The sequence below is a fragment of the Citrobacter sp. TBCP-5362 genome (assembly GCF_005406305.1).
GTDB classification, from domain to species: Bacteria; Pseudomonadota; Gammaproteobacteria; order Enterobacterales; family Enterobacteriaceae; genus Citrobacter_B; species Citrobacter_B koseri.
Genome location: NZ_CP040234.1, coordinates 3,402,888 through 3,420,194 on the forward strand (window position 1 = coordinate 3,402,888; position 17,307 = coordinate 3,420,194).

Consider the following 17,307-nt stretch of genomic DNA (forward strand, 5'->3'; position numbering starts at 1 on the left):
GTTTACGCCGCGCCGTCCTTTTTCACCTCGCGCCAGATTCGCCACGCCATCACCAACAGTACCGCGACGCCAGCAATCAATGCCCCCCACACCAGTAACGTTTTCCAGCGGCTTTGCTGCTCCGCAGCCGACGTTGCCGTCAGCCGCGCCTCACCGCCCAGCGTTACGCGCCGCTGCGTCATCGCCCAGGGCAGGTCGTTAACATCCTGCGTTTTGCGCAACGACGCCGGGATCAGCATATCCAGCTCAACATCGGCTTTTTCCGCCGCCCGGTTTCCCCAGGTCAGCATATACGGGCCTTTCCCTTGGGTATTGAACACCAGTTGATAACTGTCCCGCGCGCCGCTCAGTGCAGGCAGCGTCTCCGGCAATCGGGCGTTGATGGTGGTCATATGGATAGCTTCAACCTGTTGACCTGAAAGAAAAATATCTTCCGAACGCTTCCCGTCGAGGCGGTACAGGATCGTTTTCGTCAGTGGACGCCACGCCTCTTTTTCCCCGCCGCGCCATGCCAGCTCAACCGGTAAAACGCCCTCGTTTTCCAACGCAATTCTGAGCGACGTCAGCGGCTGCGGCTGATTCCAGCGCCATACGGCTTCTGTTTCCGACACTTTCTTTGCGTGGGCCTCCAGCGCAATACGCTCCGACGCCGGTTCTCCGCTGTCCGCAATGGCGCTTACGCTGTTTAACGTCAGCGGCGGACTTTGCGAATCAAGAATCACCAGCAGGTAGCGACGGCCTTCCGCAGAGAGCGTCAGGCTGGCGCTGATGGTGTCCATTTTCAGCCGATCGTTATCGCGCGTCAGATCCATCAGCGGCGCGTCTTCTTGCACGGGTTGCCAGTAACGTAAATCACGGCTGGCATAAACGGACGCCTTCCCCTGCCAGTTGCCCGCAGGCGTGTTCCAGTTCAGGCGCAGTTGCGCCAGCGAAAAGGCCGCCGTCATCTCTTCCGGCAGAGTCAGTAAATAGCTCTGCCCAACCGCGTTAACGTCATCGCTTTCCAGATGAATTTCCACGCCGGTCTTTGAACGCAAAACAAAGGATTCGCTTCCACGGCGCTCCCCTTCCCGCGGTGATACTGGCGACATATCCAGAGGAAAAAGCCGCAGCGCCACCGTCTCTGGCGTGACAGACGGCGTTTTCTGCGCCGTCAGCGCAAAGGGCACCGTATCGCCCTGGCGGTTAAAAACCCGCACATCGCGTAAATCCGGCCAGGCGCTTTGTTGGTAAAGCGCCAGCGGCAGCGAAACGCGATACCACGGCGATGAACCCGTCGCTTCCAGCATCATGCCGGTGGCGTAATCCTGCGGCGTTTCCGGGGCTTCGTCACGGCTGAACACCGGCCACGCCACACTCAGCAACGCGCTCCAGACTACCGCTTTCATCCATTTCATTTTTCTTCTCCTGCTTTGGGCGGTAACGGTGAGAAATACCCGACGATAAGTACCAGGATCGCCACGCCGATAAAAGCGATGGCGCGCGCCAGCCCGCCGCCGCGCGCGCTATCCACCAGCATCAGCTTAACAATGACGATCCCCAAAAGCGCCGCGCCGCATAACCATTCCCGCCGCGAACGGCGACGGGTCGCGAGCAACATCATAATTAACGCCGTCAGCATCCAGAACAGGGCGAAACAGGTCTGGATCAACCGCGAATGCCACAATGTCTCCATGCTCCACGCCACCTCGCCATACCACGCCAGCGCCCGCATCAGCCCTCCGTTCAACCACCAGAATGCGAGCGCCGCCAGCACCACAGGCGCCCATGCGCGATATTTCGCTAACGGCGACGGCAGAAAACGACGAGAGAAACGCGCAAGGAGGAACAATCCCAGCAAGGCGAAAGCGGCTCCCTCCTCAAGCGGGTTCACCACTGGCAGATAGCGCTGTTGGAAAACCACGCCATCCTGTAAATTCGCCAGCACCAGAAGCAACAGCAGGATCGCTGCCACGGGCGCCAGCGCCAGCGCGCCGTACAACGCAGGCCAGCATTTGAACGGCCACAAATCGCGGCGCAGCGCGGCGTGTACCAGCAGTATGACGATTCCGCCCGCCGCCATCATCAACCCGCTGCGCCAGGCGTCCATTCCCCACGGCAACGACTGCACAAACCAGAACAGCTCCATCCCAAGCGCTAAAAGCACCATCCAGAACAAGGATAAATGCAGCGTCCGGGAGATGCGCGGCGGCAGATGCGCATCATCACGATAAAGCATGAGCACCGCACAAGGCAGCGCCACGCACCACGCCAGATTTTGCCAGCCTGCGGCGAAAATCTGCCGTTCTTCAATCTGGTACAGCAATGCCAGCAGCATCGCAGGCCACAGCAGCCAGCGGCTGTAACCTAACGCCCGCCAGGCGAGCCGCCCGCTCAGATAACGCCAGAGCCAGGCGGACGCGGCGAGTAGCGCCAGCACGCCAGACCATTCGGCAGCATAACGCGCCAGCGCCAGTTGCGAGGCCCCCGTCAGCGCGACGATCCAGAAGGCGATGCCGCCCGCCAGCAGCGCCCAACTGACCTCCTTCTTCTCGCTGCGCCACAGCCACGCGCCGCCCAGCCAGCACAAACTCAGCACGGCGAAGATCATCATCACCGTCAGCGGCGCGGCGTCATCGGCCAGCGCCCACAGCGCGCTGCCCACAGCCAGTAGCATTAGCGCAGTGCCGCTATAGCTCATCCGCCGCTGCTGTTGCTGCATACCCAGCCACAATACGCCAAGCCCCTCCAGCGCCCAGGCCATTGCCGTCCAGCGCGCCGAAAGCGCCAGCGGGATGGCAAGGGTGGTAAACGCGCCGCCCAACGCGAGCGCCGCCAGCACCAGCGGCCTTCCCATCGACGGGTAGCGGCGCAGCGCCAGCCACGCCAGCGCCATATAGAACGCGCCGTAGCCCAGCGCACTGAGCGCTGGACCATAATCCATATGTTGGGTAATGGCGTACTGCATGCCAAACCCAACCAGCGGCGGCGCAAACAACAGCACGCCATCAACAATATGTTTGCCTTTTTCCTGCGCCCGCAGCGACAGCGCCACGCTCAGCACACCGAAAATAATGATATTGGCAATCAGGAAAAGCTGGCAGTTGAGCCAGTATTCAGGCCGGTAGTCGCTGACGCCCCACAGGCCGCCGACCCCGAAAGTGAATAATAACCCCAGCAGATTAAGCTCACGCCAGTGCTGCCAGACGCTTATGGCAAGAATGCCTGCCGACAGCAGGAGATAGAACGAGAACAGCGCCACATAGTTCCCGCCGCCCGTCGACAGCAGCAGCGGCGCAAGATAGCCGCCCAGGCTGGCCAGCATCGCCAGGCTAAGCGCTTTTTGCAAAATTGCCAGCCCTACGCTTGCGGCGCAAATCAGCACCAGCAGCGCAAACGCCAGCGTCATCGGCAGCATTTGCCACAGCCGGAATGCGCCAAAGACGGTCAGATAGAGCACGCCTGTCGCGCCGCCTTGCAGGATCAGCGCATAGACCGGCTGTTTGCGTCGCAAACGCCAGCCTGTCGCGAGCAGCACTACGGCACACAGCGCCGCAGTGACAAGACGCAGTTCAAGCGGAAACAGCGCGTGTTCAACCGTATAACGCAACAGGAAGGATAAACCGAAAAAGAGGAGCAGAATGCCCAGCTTCGCCAGCGGATTTCCCTGCATAAACCAGCGCGCCAGCGAGGTGAAAACGCCGCCGAACGCGGAAGGTTTCGCCTTTTTCGCAGGCGCCGGAAGCGGTTTTGCGAGGGTTTCCTGCGCAGCCCAGGGATTTTCCGGCTCAGGTATGGCCGCTTCGATGGCATCAGGCGGCGATGACGCGACACGCTCTTTCGCAGATAGCGAAGGTTCCGCCGTCACCTGTACCGCAGGCGCTTCTTCCGCACGCTGCTGTTCAAGTTGCTCAACCCGTCGGCGCAACACCGCCAGCTCAAAGCGAACCGCCGCGCTGCGGTTGAGCGCGACAATCGCGAGAATGGGAACCACCACCAGCGCGAAGAATAAAACAATGCAGCCAAGGATTAAAAGCTCATCCATGTTTCCACCTTCACTGTACAAGGACAGACCAGAATGACATAGATTATTACATTTTTGCCATCCCTGAAGGTGAAAATGCCGGATCGCAGCGTAAACCAGAACGCGGCTTCGGGGCGAATAAAGCCGACCATTTTGAATGCATTATTGAGGAAATGAACCATGCTAATAACGTGGTTATTTCATCTTATTTTGCATAACAGACACCCTCAAAAAAATGCCATGCTTTGGTCTAAATTATTCACTGGCATTGTTTTTCGACAGTCTGTACAACGTACTTATTTCATTTTCAGGATATTTTCAGATCATGCGAATCAATCTGGACGTTCTGCTCATTCTTGATGCTATCGACAAACACGGCTCGTTTGCCGCTGCGGCCGGGTCGCTGTTTAAAACCCCCGCGGCGCTTAGCTATATGATTCAGAAACTGGAAAACGATCTCGATATTGAGCTTCTCGATCGCTCCGGCCACCGGGCAAAATTTACCGATACCGGACGAATGATGCTGGAAAAAGGGCGTCTGCTGCTCAACGCCGCAAAAGACCTGGAGAAACAAGCCGTACAGTTAAGCTCTGGCTGGGAAAAAGAGCTGGCGATAGCGCTGGATGATTCCTTCCCTTTCGAGACGCTGCTGCCCGTTATTGATGCGTTTTATGCGCTGAATAAGCAAACGCGCCTCAATTTTACACACCATACGCTGGCGGGATCGTGGGAAGAGCTGACGCACAACGGCGCGGACATCATTCTCGGCGCAATTAACGAGCCTCCGACCTCCGCCGCCTGGTCATATAAAATGCTCGGCACCCTGGACAACGTATTTGTGGTCGCGCCTTCGCACCCGCTGGCCGCCGCCACGGACGGTCTGACCAATGAGCAACTCTGTCTGCATCGGGCGGTGGTGATCAGCGACAGCGCCCGCTTCTGCCATCCCCTGCAATCCAATTTAATGGATGAGCAGCCGCAAATTCGCGTGGATGACTTCGACAGCAAAGTGACGCTGCTGCGCGCCGGTTTAGGGTGCGGATTCCTCCCCCGCCATATTGTCAGACCGTGGCTTGCCACCGGCGAGCTGGTGGAAAAATCCGTCATCTCTTTTCGGCAGAAAGATGTCGCCTATATGGCATGGCGCAACCACAGCGATGGTCTGGCGCAGCGCTGGTGGCGAGAAGCCCTGCTCGCCAGCCCGGAAGTCGCGCAGCTCTATCAGTGATTCACCCAGACCGTAGCGGAAATGGCGGGCAGGCTGAGAACGCCCTCAGCCAGTTGGCCTTTCCCCTCTTTGCCTCGCCACTCGCTGACGTTAAGCAACGGTGAGGCAGGCAATACGACCTCACAGGCCTCGCCCCGGTTGATCGCCACCAGTACGCGCTGCTGGTGATAGACTCGCACAAAGACCACCACATCTTCTTCGGCATAAATCACCTGGCAACCGCCGTGACGTAGCGCCTGCGTGCGCTGGCGAAGTTTCCCCAGACGCTGGTACAGCGCCAACAGCGTGGCATCCTGTTTTTCAACCTGCCACGGGAACGGCTTACGACAGAACGGATCGTTATTGCCGTCCAGCCCCACTTCATCGCCGTAATAGATGCAGGGAACGCCTAGCCAGGTAAACAGCCAGACGACCGCCAGCGGCAAACGCGCCACGTCTTTGCCCAGCAGCGATTTAAAACGGGCGGTATCGTGGCTGTCCAGTTGGTTAAACATCCGTAACTGCTGCTGATGCGACAGGCCGGCGCGGTAGTTATCCATCCAGGCGATGCAGGTTTGCGCGTCAATGTGCTGCGGATCGTAAGAGATATCGGTATTGGCGAGAAATCCCCACAGCGGGAAAGTGAAGCCGCGATAGTTCATGGCGGCGTCTTCCGCATCCGCCTGGAGCCATTGCCGCGCATCGCCAAAATGCTCGCCAACGATATAGGCGTCAGGCTGCGTCTCTTTTGCCGCCTGCGTAATACCGGCAACGTGTTGCAGGTTATTGCGCGCACCTCCGGCCTCGCCCAGCATATGCACCACATCAAGCCGCCAGCCGTCCATATGCCACGGCGCTTTCAGCCAGTGACGCACAATGCTGTCTTCACCGCGGTAGATTTCATTGACCAGGCTTTCCGACTGGAAATCCAGCTTGGGCAGACTCGGATACCCCAGCCAGTCCAGCGCCACGCCCTCCGGGGAGAAAGAGTACCAGTCACGCCAGGGCGAATCCGGGTTGTGGCATGCGCCGCCGGTTCCCCGATTGTGCCTGTCAAACCAGGCGTGCGAGTCGCCGCTATGGTTAAAGACGCCGTCCAGCACCAGGCGCATTCCCTGCTGCTGCGTATGCTGCCGCAGGCGCAGCAGCGCCCGATCGCCGCCAAACTGCGGATCAACGTGACGATAATCTTCCGTATCGTATTTATGAACGCTTGGCGCGCTAAAGACCGGGTTCAGGTACAGCGCCGTCACCCCCAGTTTTTTCAGGTACGGCAGTTTCTCGCTGATCCCGTCCAGATCGCCGCCGTAGAACGTCGATCCCCCGGCCTGCGCAGTCACCGGATCGTCCCAGTCGTGCAAGACGATATCCTGACCGGCGGCATGATGGTAATAGACATTATCCTGTTCCGCTTCGCGCGGCTGGCTGCGGGCAAAGCGATCCGGGAAGATTTGATAGAAAATCTGATCGGCGACCCATTGCGGGCCATTGTCCGGCACATCGACGGCAAACTGCTCCAGCCGCGCGGGCGGGAAACGGCTAAATCCCTGCGGCGTGAACCACAGCTGGCGATCGTGCCAGAGGAGTTTAAAGCTGTAGCGACGGCGCGGCTGTCCGCTGGCGAGATCGATCGCCGCCCGCCACGCCGTGACGCCCGGTTGCGGTTGACTGCGCAGCCGATGCATCGCCAGCGAGATTTCTTCATTATCGTTCTCAGCGCGTAGCGTCACACGCTGGGGCGGGTTTTCCCCGCTCAGCCATAACGTTATGGTCAGTTGTTCTTTGTTTTGCTTAACAAATGGGGCAACCGGAAGGTGCCAGGCGTTCAACATCACGTATCCCCTTTGATGAAAATGAAGCCACCTTGCCATAGCGACATCAAGGATAACTCATCATCTTAATGTTTATTGGGGGAGGAGTCCGGGGGAGGATATTGTTTGATACTGCCGGGCGGCGGCTTCGCCTGACCCGGCCTACGGTTGCCTGTAGGCCGGGTCAGCGTTAGCGCCATCCGGCGGGGAATCACCCCACTTCAGCCAGTTGGCGGTCGCGGCGGCGTTTAAACATCCAGCCGACCAGCAGCAGTGCGATCCAGGCGAAACCGACGTACAGCGAAATACGGGTATCTGGATGGTAGCCGATAAGCGCGATAATAAAGACCAGGAAGATCAGGCCCGTAACGGTTGTCGCCACGCCGCCCGGCACTTTAAATTTCAGCGCCTTCACCTCATCCGGCGGCAGACGGCGGCGGAACGCAATCTGCGACAGCAGGATCATAATCCATACCCATACCGTGGCGAAGGTCGCCAGCGAAGCAATCACCAGGAAGACGTTTTCCGGCATGATGTAGTTCAGGTAAACCGCGAACAGCAGCGCAATGGTCATCACCATAACCGTCACCCACGGAATACCGCGACGCGACGTTTTAGCGAACACTTTCGGCGCACTGCCCTGCTCCGCCATACCGTGCAGCATACGTCCCACGCCGAACACGTCGGAGTTAATCGCCGACAGCGAAGCGGTCAGCACCACAAAGTTCAGGATGCTGGCGGCAAACGTAATGCCAAGATGCTGGAAGGTCAGGACGAACGGGCTGCCGCTGGTGCCAACCTGGTTCCACGGGTAGATAGACATGATGACGAACAGCGTGCCCACGTAGAACACCAGAATACGCATCGGCACGGAATTGATGGCGCGCGGAATAGATTTCTCCGGGTCTTTCGCTTCTCCGGCGGTGATGCCGATAATTTCAATCCCGCCGTAAGCGAACATCACCATTTGCAGCGACATCACCATCCCCAGCCAGCCGTTGCTGAAGAACCCACCGTTGCTCCACAGGTTGTGGACCCCGGTCGGCTGCCCGCCGTTGCCAATCCCCCAGATAATGATGCCAAAGCCGGCGACAATCATGATGATGATAGTGGCGACTTTAAAGAACGAGAACCAGAATTCCAGCTCGCCAAATACCTTCACGCTCATCAGGTTGATGGCGCAGATAAGTAGCACCACGCTCAGCACCCAGATCCAGTGCGGCACCGCAGGGAACCAGACCCCCATATAGATACCGAAGGCGGTCACGTCGGCAATGGCGACAATCAGAATTTCAAAACAGTAAGTCCAGCCGGTAATGTAACCGGCGAGCGGGCCGAGGTTTTCCTGCGCATAGCGCGAGAACGAGCTGGCGGCGGGGTTATGCACGGACATTTCGCCCAGCGCGCGCATAATAATGTACGCCGCGACCCCGCCGATAATGTAGGCCAGCAACACGCTTGGCCCGGCCATTTTGATGGCGTCTGCCGAGCCATAAAATAATCCGGTGCCAATTGCCGAGCCCAATGCCATAAAGCGAATGTGCCGGGTGCTCAGCCCACGCTTTAGCTTGTTATTGCTTTCCATCAATTCCGAACCCATCAAAATAATAAAAAAACCACGGGGCCTGTAGCCCCGTGGTTAAAACATACTGTCAGTGATCTTAGTGAGCGCTGGAGGTCACTTGTCGACCTGCGGCGCGATCCCAGATAATTGCCAGAACAACCATCACCACTGTTGGCATCAACCACGCCAGCCCCTGTTCCGCCAGCGGTAAACGCTGGGTCCAGGCCGGTAAGATGTCACCAATCGCAGAGGCTTTAATCCCGTCAAGGATACCAAAAACCAGGCTGATAAACATCGCCGGAGCAATGACGCGGGAAGAATTATGCCACCATGAGCGGGTAAAGCTTAATACAACCAGTGCGATACACGGCGGATAGATGGCTGTCAGCACCGGAATAGAAATCTGAATCAGATGGCTCAGACCCAGATTCGATACCACCATTGAGAAGCCGCCCAGAATAAACACCAGCGTGCGATAAGAGAGTGGGACGTACTGCGCAAAGAACTCCGCACATGCGCAGGTCAGGCCAACCGCCGTCACCAGACAGGCGATGAAAATCAGCGCCGCCAGCAGCAGGCTACCCGCGCCGCCGAAGGTATGCTGAACGTAAGCGTGCAGGATTGCCGCGCCGTTAGCAGACTGATCGACCAGCGTCGCGCTATCCGATCCCAGACGGAACAGCGCAAGGTACAGCAGCGTCAAACCCACACCCGCCATCAGGCCCGCCCAGACGGTATAACGGGTCAGCAGACGCGCTTCTTTAACGCCGCGCGAGCGCGCCGCATTGACGATAACGATACCAAACACCATTGCGCCCAGCGTATCCATCGTCAGATAGCCATTCACAAAGCCATTAGAGAACGCCGCGTTCTGGTAGGCATCCATCGCGTCGCTAATCGGGCCGGCAGGCCAGATGATTGCCGCAACGGAGAGAATAATCAGCGCGATGATTTTCAGCGGCGCCAGGAAGTTACCCACCGTGTCCAGCAGCTTGCCCGGATAGAGCGATACCAGAATCACAATGGCGAAATACACCAGGCTGTAGATAAACAGCGGCAGTGCGGAATCGCCGGTCAGCGGCGCAATCCCGACTTCAAAGGAGACGGTCGCCGTACGCGGCGTTGCGAATAACGGCCCCACCGCCAGATAACAGACGGTCGCCAGCAGAACGCCAGCCACTTTACCAATCGGGGTGCTCAGGCTATCAACGCCGCCGCCGACTTTCGCCAGCGCCACAACGGTAAGTACCGGAAGACCAACGGCAGTAATCAGAAAGCCGAACGCCGCAGTCCAGACGTGTTCGCCTGCCTGCAAACCGACCATCGGCGGAAAGATAATATTGCCTGCGCCAACGAACAGCGCAAATGTCATAAAGCCCAGAGCGATAATATCGCGCGATTTTAACTGATGGGTCATAAAGTTTTACTGCCTGTGGATGTGGTGTTGAAAACGTTAAATTTTCTGCCCTTCCCTGCGGGACGATACAGCGGCATTTTTAAGCAATTCCAGCGGGATATGCTCCTGGGCTGGCGCGGCGAAGAATAGTTTTTCGATTTACCGCGTAAATGCAGTCGGTATGACAGCATCTGGAGCGCAATTTAAACGCTTATAACGTTTTAAAGCAAGGTGAGATCCAAAAACCAGAAGAATATAGCGATATGAAATTAGCAACCAGTACAAAACGCTATCCATAAGAAAAAGTCATGGCTAATCATGCGAACAAAAAAGCATCAGACGTTGAAAAATTCAGTGGAGTCTTCTTTACTGCAAAGAAAATAAGCCAGCATCCGCTGGCTTATGGAAAGCTAACCTTACGAACCACAATTAAGCGCAATTTTTGGCAATTAATCGTTCCGGCAGCACAAAGCTGAAGCGCGTCCCTTTACCCGGAGAACTGTCGATAATCAATCGACTCTCGTGATGATTCAGCGCATGTTTCACAATCGCCAGACCTAATCCGCTTCCCCCGGTTTGCCGCGACCGCGCTTTGTCCACACGGTAGAAACGCTCCGTCAGACGCGGAATATGCTCAGGCGCAATCCCCGGCCCGTTATCTTCCACGCTGAACTCCGCACCGTGAGTCACATGCTGCCAGCGCACGGTAATATGCGTTCCCGCAGGCGTGTGATTCACCGCGTTATAGACCAGGTTCGAAATCGCGCTGCGCAACTGTTCTTCGTTGCCCAATACGCTCAGCCGGGCATCCACTTCAAACGTAAAGGTGTGTTTCTGCTGGCTGAGCGCCTGCGCCTCACGCTCAACAACGCGCAGCATCATCGGCACATCCACCCTTTCGTTCAACAGCAGCGCGGGCGCCGCCTCAATTTTCGACAGCGTCAGCAGTTGTTTCACCAGCCCTTCCATCCGGTGCGTTTGCTCACGCATCGTATGCAGCGCCTTCTCCCGCGTCGCACCTTCCAGAGGCTGCTCCTGCATCATCTCCAGATAGCCCTGCAAGACGGTGAGCGGCGTGCGTAGTTCATGGCTGACGTTCGCGAAGAAATTGCGCCGCGCGCCTTCAAGCTGGTGCATCTGCGTCACGTCGCGCGCGACCATCAACAGTTGCTGATCGGTATAAGGCATCACGCGGATCTCCAGATGCCGCCCGGTGTTGAGCACCAGATTGAGCGGCCGGATAAAATCGCGTGTTTTGAGATACTGCGTAAATTCCGGGTAGCGCAGCAGGTTCAGAATGTTTTGCCCGTTGTCGTCCGGCCAGCGCAGCCCAAGCACCTGTTGCGCCAGCCCGTTACACCAGAAAATCCCGCCGTCTTCGGTTGTCAGCACCACCGCGTCGGGGAGGGATTCCGCCCCGCTGCGAAAGCGTTTAATCAGGTTTCCCAGTTCGCGACGCCGCTTTTTATTACGCAACTGCATCTGGTGCAGACCGTACAGCAGCGGCTCCCAGCTCCCGCGTCCCGGCGGCGGCGTCATACTCATATCGACCCACAGCCACCAGGAGAGGCGCAATAAATTCCAGAAATGCCAGATCAGCAATCCCGTTACCGACGCCAGTAAAAACCAGGGCAGATAACCAAAAAAAGCACTGAGGATAAAAGCGGGGATGCAGCAGAGGATCAGCTCCAGCACCAGCCTTTTCCATGACAGCCGTTCCAGCACGCGTCACACTCCCTTCAGAATAGTAAACCCGCCCGCCACACCGAGATGCCGGTCTGGCGGCAAGGTATTAAAAACGGGTCGAAAAGCGATACCCGGTTCCGCGTACCGTTTGCACCATACGATCGTGACCGCTGTGCTCCAGCGCTTTACGCAAACGACGAATATGTACATCGACCGTACGGTCTTCAACATACACATTCGTTCCCCAGACATGGTTGAGGAGCTGCTCGCGACTGTAGACGCGCTCAGGGTGCGTCATAAAGAAGTGTAACAATTTAAATTCGGTCGGCCCCATATCGAGCGGATTTTCCCCGGTCATCACGCGGTGCGAGGTTGGATCGAGGCTAAGCCCCTGCATCTCAATCACCTCTTCTACCGCCATCGGCGAAATGCGGCGCATCACAGCTTTGATACGCGCCACCAGCTCTTTAGGGGAAAACGGCTTGGTGACATAGTCATCCGCCCCGGTTTCCAGCCCGCGCACGCGGTCTTCCTCTTCGCCTCTTGCCGTCAGCATAACCACAGGGATATCCCGGGTCATCGCTTCACGCTTGAGGTGTTTAATAAACTGAAGGCCCGACCCGCCGGGCAACATCCAGTCAAGGAGGATTAAATCCGGCCAGGGTTCATTCAGTTGGTTCACAGCACTGTCATAATCTTCGGCTTCTACTGGCTGAAAGCCATTTTGCTCGAGCACGAAGCAGACCATTTCACGAATTGGAGCTTCATCTTCTACGACCAGAATACGTCTCGCCATGATTTGCCCTGTTTAAATAAGTCGTTGTCATCAATGCGGCGCCATTATGCGTCAGATTTATGACAGATTTATGAAAAAGATAGTCGACATTCGGCTCAGGTTATTGATTTATGACAGTCACGAAACAAGATATTACCGTTCCCGACGGGTTATAATCCTGCCCACGCTTTTTCGTCATGGAACCGTTATGCGCATCCTTCACACCTCTGACTGGCATCTGGGACAAAACTTCTACAGCAAAAGCCGCGCCGCCGAGCACCAGGCGTTTCTCGACTGGCTGCTGGAAACCGCGCAATCTCACCAGGTGGATGCGATTATTGTCGCGGGTGACATTTTTGATACAGGATCGCCGCCAAGCTATGCCCGCGAGTTGTATAACCGGTTTGTTGTCAATTTACAGCAAACCGGCTGTCATCTGGTGGTGCTGGCCGGAAACCATGACTCCGTCGCCACGCTCAACGAATCCCGCGATATTCTGGCGTTTCTCAACACCACCGTGGTCGCCAGCGCAGGCCACGCGCCGCAGTACCTTTACCGTCGCGACGGCACGCCGGGCGCCGTGCTTTGCCCGATTCCGTTTTTACGCCCGCGCGACATCATCACCAGCCAGGCGGGGCTTTCGGGCAATGAAAAACAGCAGCATCTGCTCGGGGCGATCACGGATTATTACCAACAACAGTATCAGGAAGCCTGTAAGCTGCGCGGCGACGGCGATCAAACTCTGCCGGTTATCGCCACCGGGCACCTGACCACCGTTGGCGCCAGTAAAAGTGACGCGGTACGTGACATCTATATTGGCACGCTGGATGCTTTCCCGGCGCAAAACTTCCCTCCTGCCGATTATATCGCGCTGGGACACATTCACCGGGCGCAGATCATTGGCGGCACGGAACACATCCGCTACTGCGGCTCTCCGATCGCGCTGAGCTTTGATGAGTGCGGCAAAAGCAAATGCGTCCATCTGGTCAGTTTTGCAAACGGCAAATTACATCAAGTAGAGAACCTCACCGTTCCCGTCACTCAACCGCTGGCGGTGCTGAAAGGCGATCTGGCCTCCATCACCGAACAACTTGAGCAATGGCGCGATGTTCACCAGGAGCCTCCCGTCTGGCTGGATATTGAAATCACCACCGACGAATACCTTCACGATATGCAGCGCAAAATTCAGGCATTAACGGAGTCGCTGCCCGTTGAGGTTTTACTGGTGCGCCGCAGTCGGGAAAATCGCGAACGCATTATGGCTAACGAACGACGTGAAACCCTGAGCGAACTGCGCGTGGAAGACGTTTTTACTCGCCGCTTGGCGCTGGAAGAGCTGGATGAGCCCCAGCGTGAACGTCTGACACAGCTTTTTACCACCACCCTACATTCGCTGGCCGGGGAGCATGACGCATGAAAATTCTCAGCCTGCGCCTGAAAAACCTCAACTCCCTGAAGGGAGAATGGAAAGTCGATTTCACGGCAGAACCTTTTGCCAGCAACGGGCTGTTTGCCATCACCGGGCCGACCGGCGCGGGGAAAACCACGCTGCTCGACGCCATCTGTCTTGCGCTCTATCACGAGACGCCGCGCCTGAGCACCGTTTCGCAATCGCAAAACGATCTGATGACCCGCGATACGGCCGAATGCCTCGCCGAAGTGGAGTTCGAGGTTAAAGGCGAGTCTTACCGCGCTTTCTGGAGCCAGAACCGCGCCCGCAATCAGCCGGACGGAAACCTGCAAGTGCCGCGCGTGGAGCTGGCGCGCTGCACCGACGGAAAAATCCTCGCCGATAAGGTCAAAGATAAGCTGGAGATGACGGCATCGCTCACCGGGCTGGATTACGGACGCTTTACCCGCTCCATGCTGCTGTCACAGGGGCAGTTCGCTGCGTTTCTCAATGCGAAGCCAAAAGAACGCGCCGAGCTTCTGGAAGAGCTGACCGGAACCGAAATCTACGGGCAGATCTCTGCGCTGGTGTTTGAAAAGCACAAGACCGCCCGCACCGACCTGGAAAAGCTTCAGGCGCAGGCCAGCGGCGTCTCGCTGTTAGCGCCGGAGCAGCAGCATTCCCTCAATGAAAGTTTGCAGGCGCTCACTGACGAAGAAAAACAGCTGCTCGCCCGCCAGCAGCTTCACCAGCAACATCTGCACTGGCTGACCCGTCAGAATGAGTTGCAGGCTGAAATGAATCGCCGCCAGCAGGCGCTGCGGGTTGCCCAGGAAGAACAGGAAAACGCGAAGCCGCAGCTGGCCGCGCTGAACCTGGCGCATCCTGCCCGGCAGTTACGTCCACACTGGGAACGCATTGAGGAACAAACCGCTGCCGCCGGGCGCACACGCCAGCAAATTCAGGAAGTAAATACTCGCTTACAAAGCGTATTACACCTGCGCAGCCGCATTCGACACAGCGCTCAACAACAATCCGCCGAACTGCGCGCCACCATGCAGACGCTGACCGGGTGGCTCACCGAACATGAACGCTTCCGCTTGTGGAGCAGTGAACTGGCAGGCTGGCGTGCGCTGTTTGCTCAACAGTCCAGCGATAAAGCGCAGCTGCTTAAATGGCAGCAGCAGTGTGCAAGCGATATCCGCAAGCGTGACGCGCTTCCACCGAATCCTCTGACGCTTACGCCAGAAGAGGCCACGGCAGCGCTGGCGCAGCATACGCAACAGCAGCCGCTGCGTCAGCGGCTCGCCAGCCTGCATGGGCAGATAGCGCCTAAGCAAAAACGACGGGAACAACTGCAAACCGCGATCCAGAATAGTCAGCAGGAGTTGGCCCGACGCAGTGCGGCGCTGGAGGATAAGCGACAGAAATATAAAGAAAAAAATCAGCAGTTCATGGATGTGAAAACGATTTGCGAGCAGGAGGCGCGCATCAAAGATCTGGAAAGCCAGCGAGCGCTGCTGCAATCCGGCCAGCCATGCCCGCTCTGCGGATCGACCTCGCATCCGGCGATTGCATCCTATCAGGCACTCGAACCCGGCGTGAATCAGGCGCGGCGCGATGCACTGGAAAAAGAGGTCAAGACGCTGGCGGAAGAAGGCGCCGCCTTACGCGGGCAACTGGAAACATTAACGCAGCAGCTACACCGCGACGAAAGCGAAGCGCAGGCACTGGTAAAAGAGGAGCAAGCGCTCACTCAAGAATGGCAGACGCTGTGTGACGCGCTGAAAGTTACGCTGCAGCCTCAGGACGATATTTCACCGTGGCTTACCGCCCGGCAGGACTATGAACAACAGCTGTATCAGCTCAGCCAGCGCCATATGTTGCAGGCGCAGATCGCCGCCCATACCGGGCAGGTTACGCAATTTCAGCAGCAAATCGACCAGCGTCAAACCACGCTGCTGTCTGAACTGCGCCGCTACGGGTTATCCCTGCCCGCCGACGGAGAAGAAGCGTCGTGGTTAAACGCCCGCGCGGATGACGCGCAAACATGGCAACAGCGCCAAACGGAACTGGGCGAGCTACAAATGCGCATCGCGCAGTTGGTTCCCCTGCTGGAAACACTACCGGAAACAGATATTCTCCCGGAGAGCGACGAGCGCGTGGCGCTGGATAACTGGCGGCAGGTACATGATGATTGCGTTTCGCTACAGAGCCAGTGGCAGACCTTGCAACAGCAGGAGGCGCAGGAAATGCAGCGGGTAGCACAGGCGCAGGCGCACTTTGACGCCGCGCTCAAGGCCAGCGTATTTGACGATCGCGCCGCCTTCCTTGCCGCGCTGCTGGACGATGAGACCATCGCCCGCCTCGAACAACATCGCCAGGCGCTGGAAAACCAGTTACAGCAGGCGCAGGCCTTAGCCGCTCAGGCGAACCAGGCGCTGGCAGAACATCAACAACATCCGCCCGAGGGGCTGGATCTCACGCTCACACCTGAACACATTCAGCAGGCCGTGGCGCAATTAACCGGACAACTGCGGGACAATACGACGCGTCAGGGGGAGATCCGCCAGCAGCTCAAACAGGATGCGGATAACCGCCAACAGCAGCAGTCTCTGATGCTGGCGATTGAAAACGCCTCGCAGCAGGTGGAGGACTGGGGTTATCTGAACGCGTTAATCGGCTCTAAAGAGGGCGATAAATTCCGCAAATTTGCTCAGGGACTGACGCTGGATAACCTGGTCTGGCTGGCGAACAATCAGCTGACTCGCCTGCATGGTCGTTACCTGCTCCAGCGCAAGGCCAGCGAAGCGCTGGAACTGGAGGTGGTCGATACCTGGCAAGCGGATGCCGTTCGCGATACCCGCACGCTGTCCGGCGGCGAAAGTTTCCTGGTCAGTCTGGCGCTGGCGCTGGCGTTGTCCGATCTGGTCAGCCACAAAACGCGCATCGACTCCCTGTTCCTTGATGAAGGGTTCGGCACACTGGACAGCGAGACGCTGGATACCGCGCTGGATGCCCTGGACGCGCTGAATGCCACCGGTAAGACGATTGGCGTAATAAGCCATGTGGAAGCGATGAAAGAACGCATTCCTGTGCAAATTAAGGTGAAGAAAATCAACGGGCTGGGTTACAGCAAACTGGATAAGATGTTTGCTGTGGAATGACGGCTGTTTTGCCGGATGGCGGCGTAAACGCCTTATCCGGCCTACAGGGAGCACATTGTAGGCCCGGTAAGCGTAGCGCCACCGGGCATTACGCCGGATGGCGGCGTCACCGCCTTGTCCGGCCTACAGGAAGCACATTGTAGGCCCGGTAAGCATAGCTCCACCGGGCACTATGCCGGATGGCGGCGTAACCGCCTTATCCGGCCTACAGGGAGCACGTTGTAGGCCCGGTAAGCGTAGCGCCACCGGGCACTATGCCGGATGGCGGCGTAAACGCCTTATCCGGCCTACAGGGAGAACGTTGTAGG

At 57.6% G+C, this 17,307-nt stretch carries 10 protein-coding genes; 3 read left to right on the forward strand and 7 right to left on the reverse strand.

What is annotated here, in order from left to right; genetic code table 11:
- Positions 1 to 2: 2 nt before the first annotated feature.
- Both FD428_RS16280 and FD428_RS16285 read right to left on the reverse strand, forming a co-directional pair.
- Positions 3 to 1,397: a DUF3999 domain-containing protein gene (locus tag FD428_RS16280; RefSeq protein WP_114847707.1), complete on the reverse strand. Its 1,395-nt coding sequence runs from the start codon at positions 1,395 to 1,397 to the stop codon at positions 3 to 5.
- Positions 1,394 to 4,024 (reverse strand): DUF2339 domain-containing protein, encoded by a 2,631-nt coding sequence (locus FD428_RS16285; RefSeq protein ID WP_114847706.1) that lies wholly within the window; start codon positions 4,022 to 4,024, stop codon positions 1,394 to 1,396. The genes FD428_RS16280 and FD428_RS16285 overlap by 4 nt, the downstream gene beginning before the upstream one ends.
- A 304-nt stretch (positions 4,025 to 4,328) precedes the next feature.
- Here FD428_RS16285 and FD428_RS16290 point away from each other — a divergent pair, with 304 nt between their 5' ends.
- Positions 4,329 to 5,231, forward strand: a complete 903-nt coding sequence (locus FD428_RS16290) for a LysR family transcriptional regulator (protein ID WP_024130600.1) — start codon at positions 4,329 to 4,331, stop codon at positions 5,229 to 5,231.
- Here FD428_RS16290 and malZ read toward each other — a convergent pair.
- The 5 genes from malZ to phoB form a co-directional block, all read right to left on the reverse strand.
- Positions 5,225 to 7,042 carry a maltodextrin glucosidase gene (gene malZ, locus FD428_RS16295; RefSeq protein ID WP_114847705.1) on the reverse strand — a complete coding sequence of 606 codons (1,818 nt, stop codon included), beginning with the start codon at positions 7,040 to 7,042 and terminating at the stop codon, positions 5,225 to 5,227. The two genes, FD428_RS16290 and malZ, sit on opposite strands and share 7 nt — an antisense overlap.
- Before the next feature lie 190 nt (positions 7,043 to 7,232).
- Entirely contained in the window at positions 7,233 to 8,606 is a 1,374-nt protein-coding gene (proY, locus tag FD428_RS16300) for a proline-specific permease ProY (RefSeq protein WP_104869004.1), read from the reverse strand.
- Positions 8,607 to 8,682: 76 nt separating this feature from the next.
- Positions 8,683 to 10,002: a branched-chain amino acid transporter carrier protein BrnQ gene (gene brnQ / locus FD428_RS16305; protein WP_012133587.1), complete on the reverse strand. Its 1,320-nt coding sequence runs from the start codon at positions 10,000 to 10,002 to the stop codon at positions 8,683 to 8,685.
- 408 nt (positions 10,003 to 10,410) lie between these two features.
- Positions 10,411 to 11,706 (reverse strand): phosphate regulon sensor histidine kinase PhoR, encoded by a 1,296-nt coding sequence (gene phoR, locus FD428_RS16310; RefSeq protein ID WP_012133590.1) that lies wholly within the window; start codon positions 11,704 to 11,706, stop codon positions 10,411 to 10,413.
- 67 nt (positions 11,707 to 11,773) lie between these two features.
- Positions 11,774 to 12,463 (reverse strand): phosphate response regulator transcription factor PhoB, encoded by a 690-nt coding sequence (phoB, locus tag FD428_RS16315; protein ID WP_012133591.1) that lies wholly within the window; start codon positions 12,461 to 12,463, stop codon positions 11,774 to 11,776.
- A 187-nt stretch (positions 12,464 to 12,650) separates the two neighbouring features.
- Between phoB and sbcD the strand changes: the two genes are divergently transcribed.
- Entirely contained in the window at positions 12,651 to 13,859 is a 1,209-nt protein-coding gene (gene sbcD, locus FD428_RS16320; RefSeq protein WP_114847704.1) for an exonuclease subunit SbcD, read from the forward strand.
- The gene (gene sbcC, locus FD428_RS16325) at positions 13,856 to 16,999 is read left to right on the forward strand and encodes an exonuclease subunit SbcC (protein ID WP_114847703.1); all 3,144 of its coding nucleotides are present in this window, start codon (positions 13,856 to 13,858) and stop codon (positions 16,997 to 16,999) included. The genes sbcD and sbcC overlap by 4 nt, the downstream gene beginning before the upstream one ends.
- Positions 17,000 to 17,307 lie beyond the last annotated feature (308 nt).

Excerpts from the sequence above, each read along its gene's own strand:
- FD428_RS16280 (WP_114847707.1), bottom strand. The coding sequence starts at position 1,397 with ATGAAATGGATGAAAGCGGTAGTCTGGAGCGCGTTGCTGAGTGTGGCG.
- FD428_RS16285 (WP_114847706.1), bottom strand. The coding sequence starts at position 4,024 with ATGGATGAGCTTTTAATCCTTGGCTGCATTGTTTTATTCTTCGCGCTG.
- FD428_RS16290 (WP_024130600.1), top strand. The coding sequence starts at position 4,329 with ATGCGAATCAATCTGGACGTTCTGCTCATTCTTGATGCTATCGACAAA.
- malZ (WP_114847705.1), bottom strand. The coding sequence starts at position 7,042 with ATGTTGAACGCCTGGCACCTTCCGGTTGCCCCATTTGTTAAGCAAAAC.
- proY (WP_104869004.1), bottom strand. The coding sequence starts at position 8,606 with ATGGAAAGCAATAACAAGCTAAAGCGTGGGCTGAGCACCCGGCACATT.
- brnQ (WP_012133587.1), bottom strand. The coding sequence starts at position 10,002 with ATGACCCATCAGTTAAAATCGCGCGATATTATCGCTCTGGGCTTTATG.
- phoB (WP_012133591.1), bottom strand. The coding sequence starts at position 12,463 with ATGGCGAGACGTATTCTGGTCGTAGAAGATGAAGCTCCAATTCGTGAA.
- sbcD (WP_114847704.1), top strand. The coding sequence starts at position 12,651 with ATGCGCATCCTTCACACCTCTGACTGGCATCTGGGACAAAACTTCTAC.
- sbcC (WP_114847703.1), top strand. The coding sequence starts at position 13,856 with ATGAAAATTCTCAGCCTGCGCCTGAAAAACCTCAACTCCCTGAAGGGA.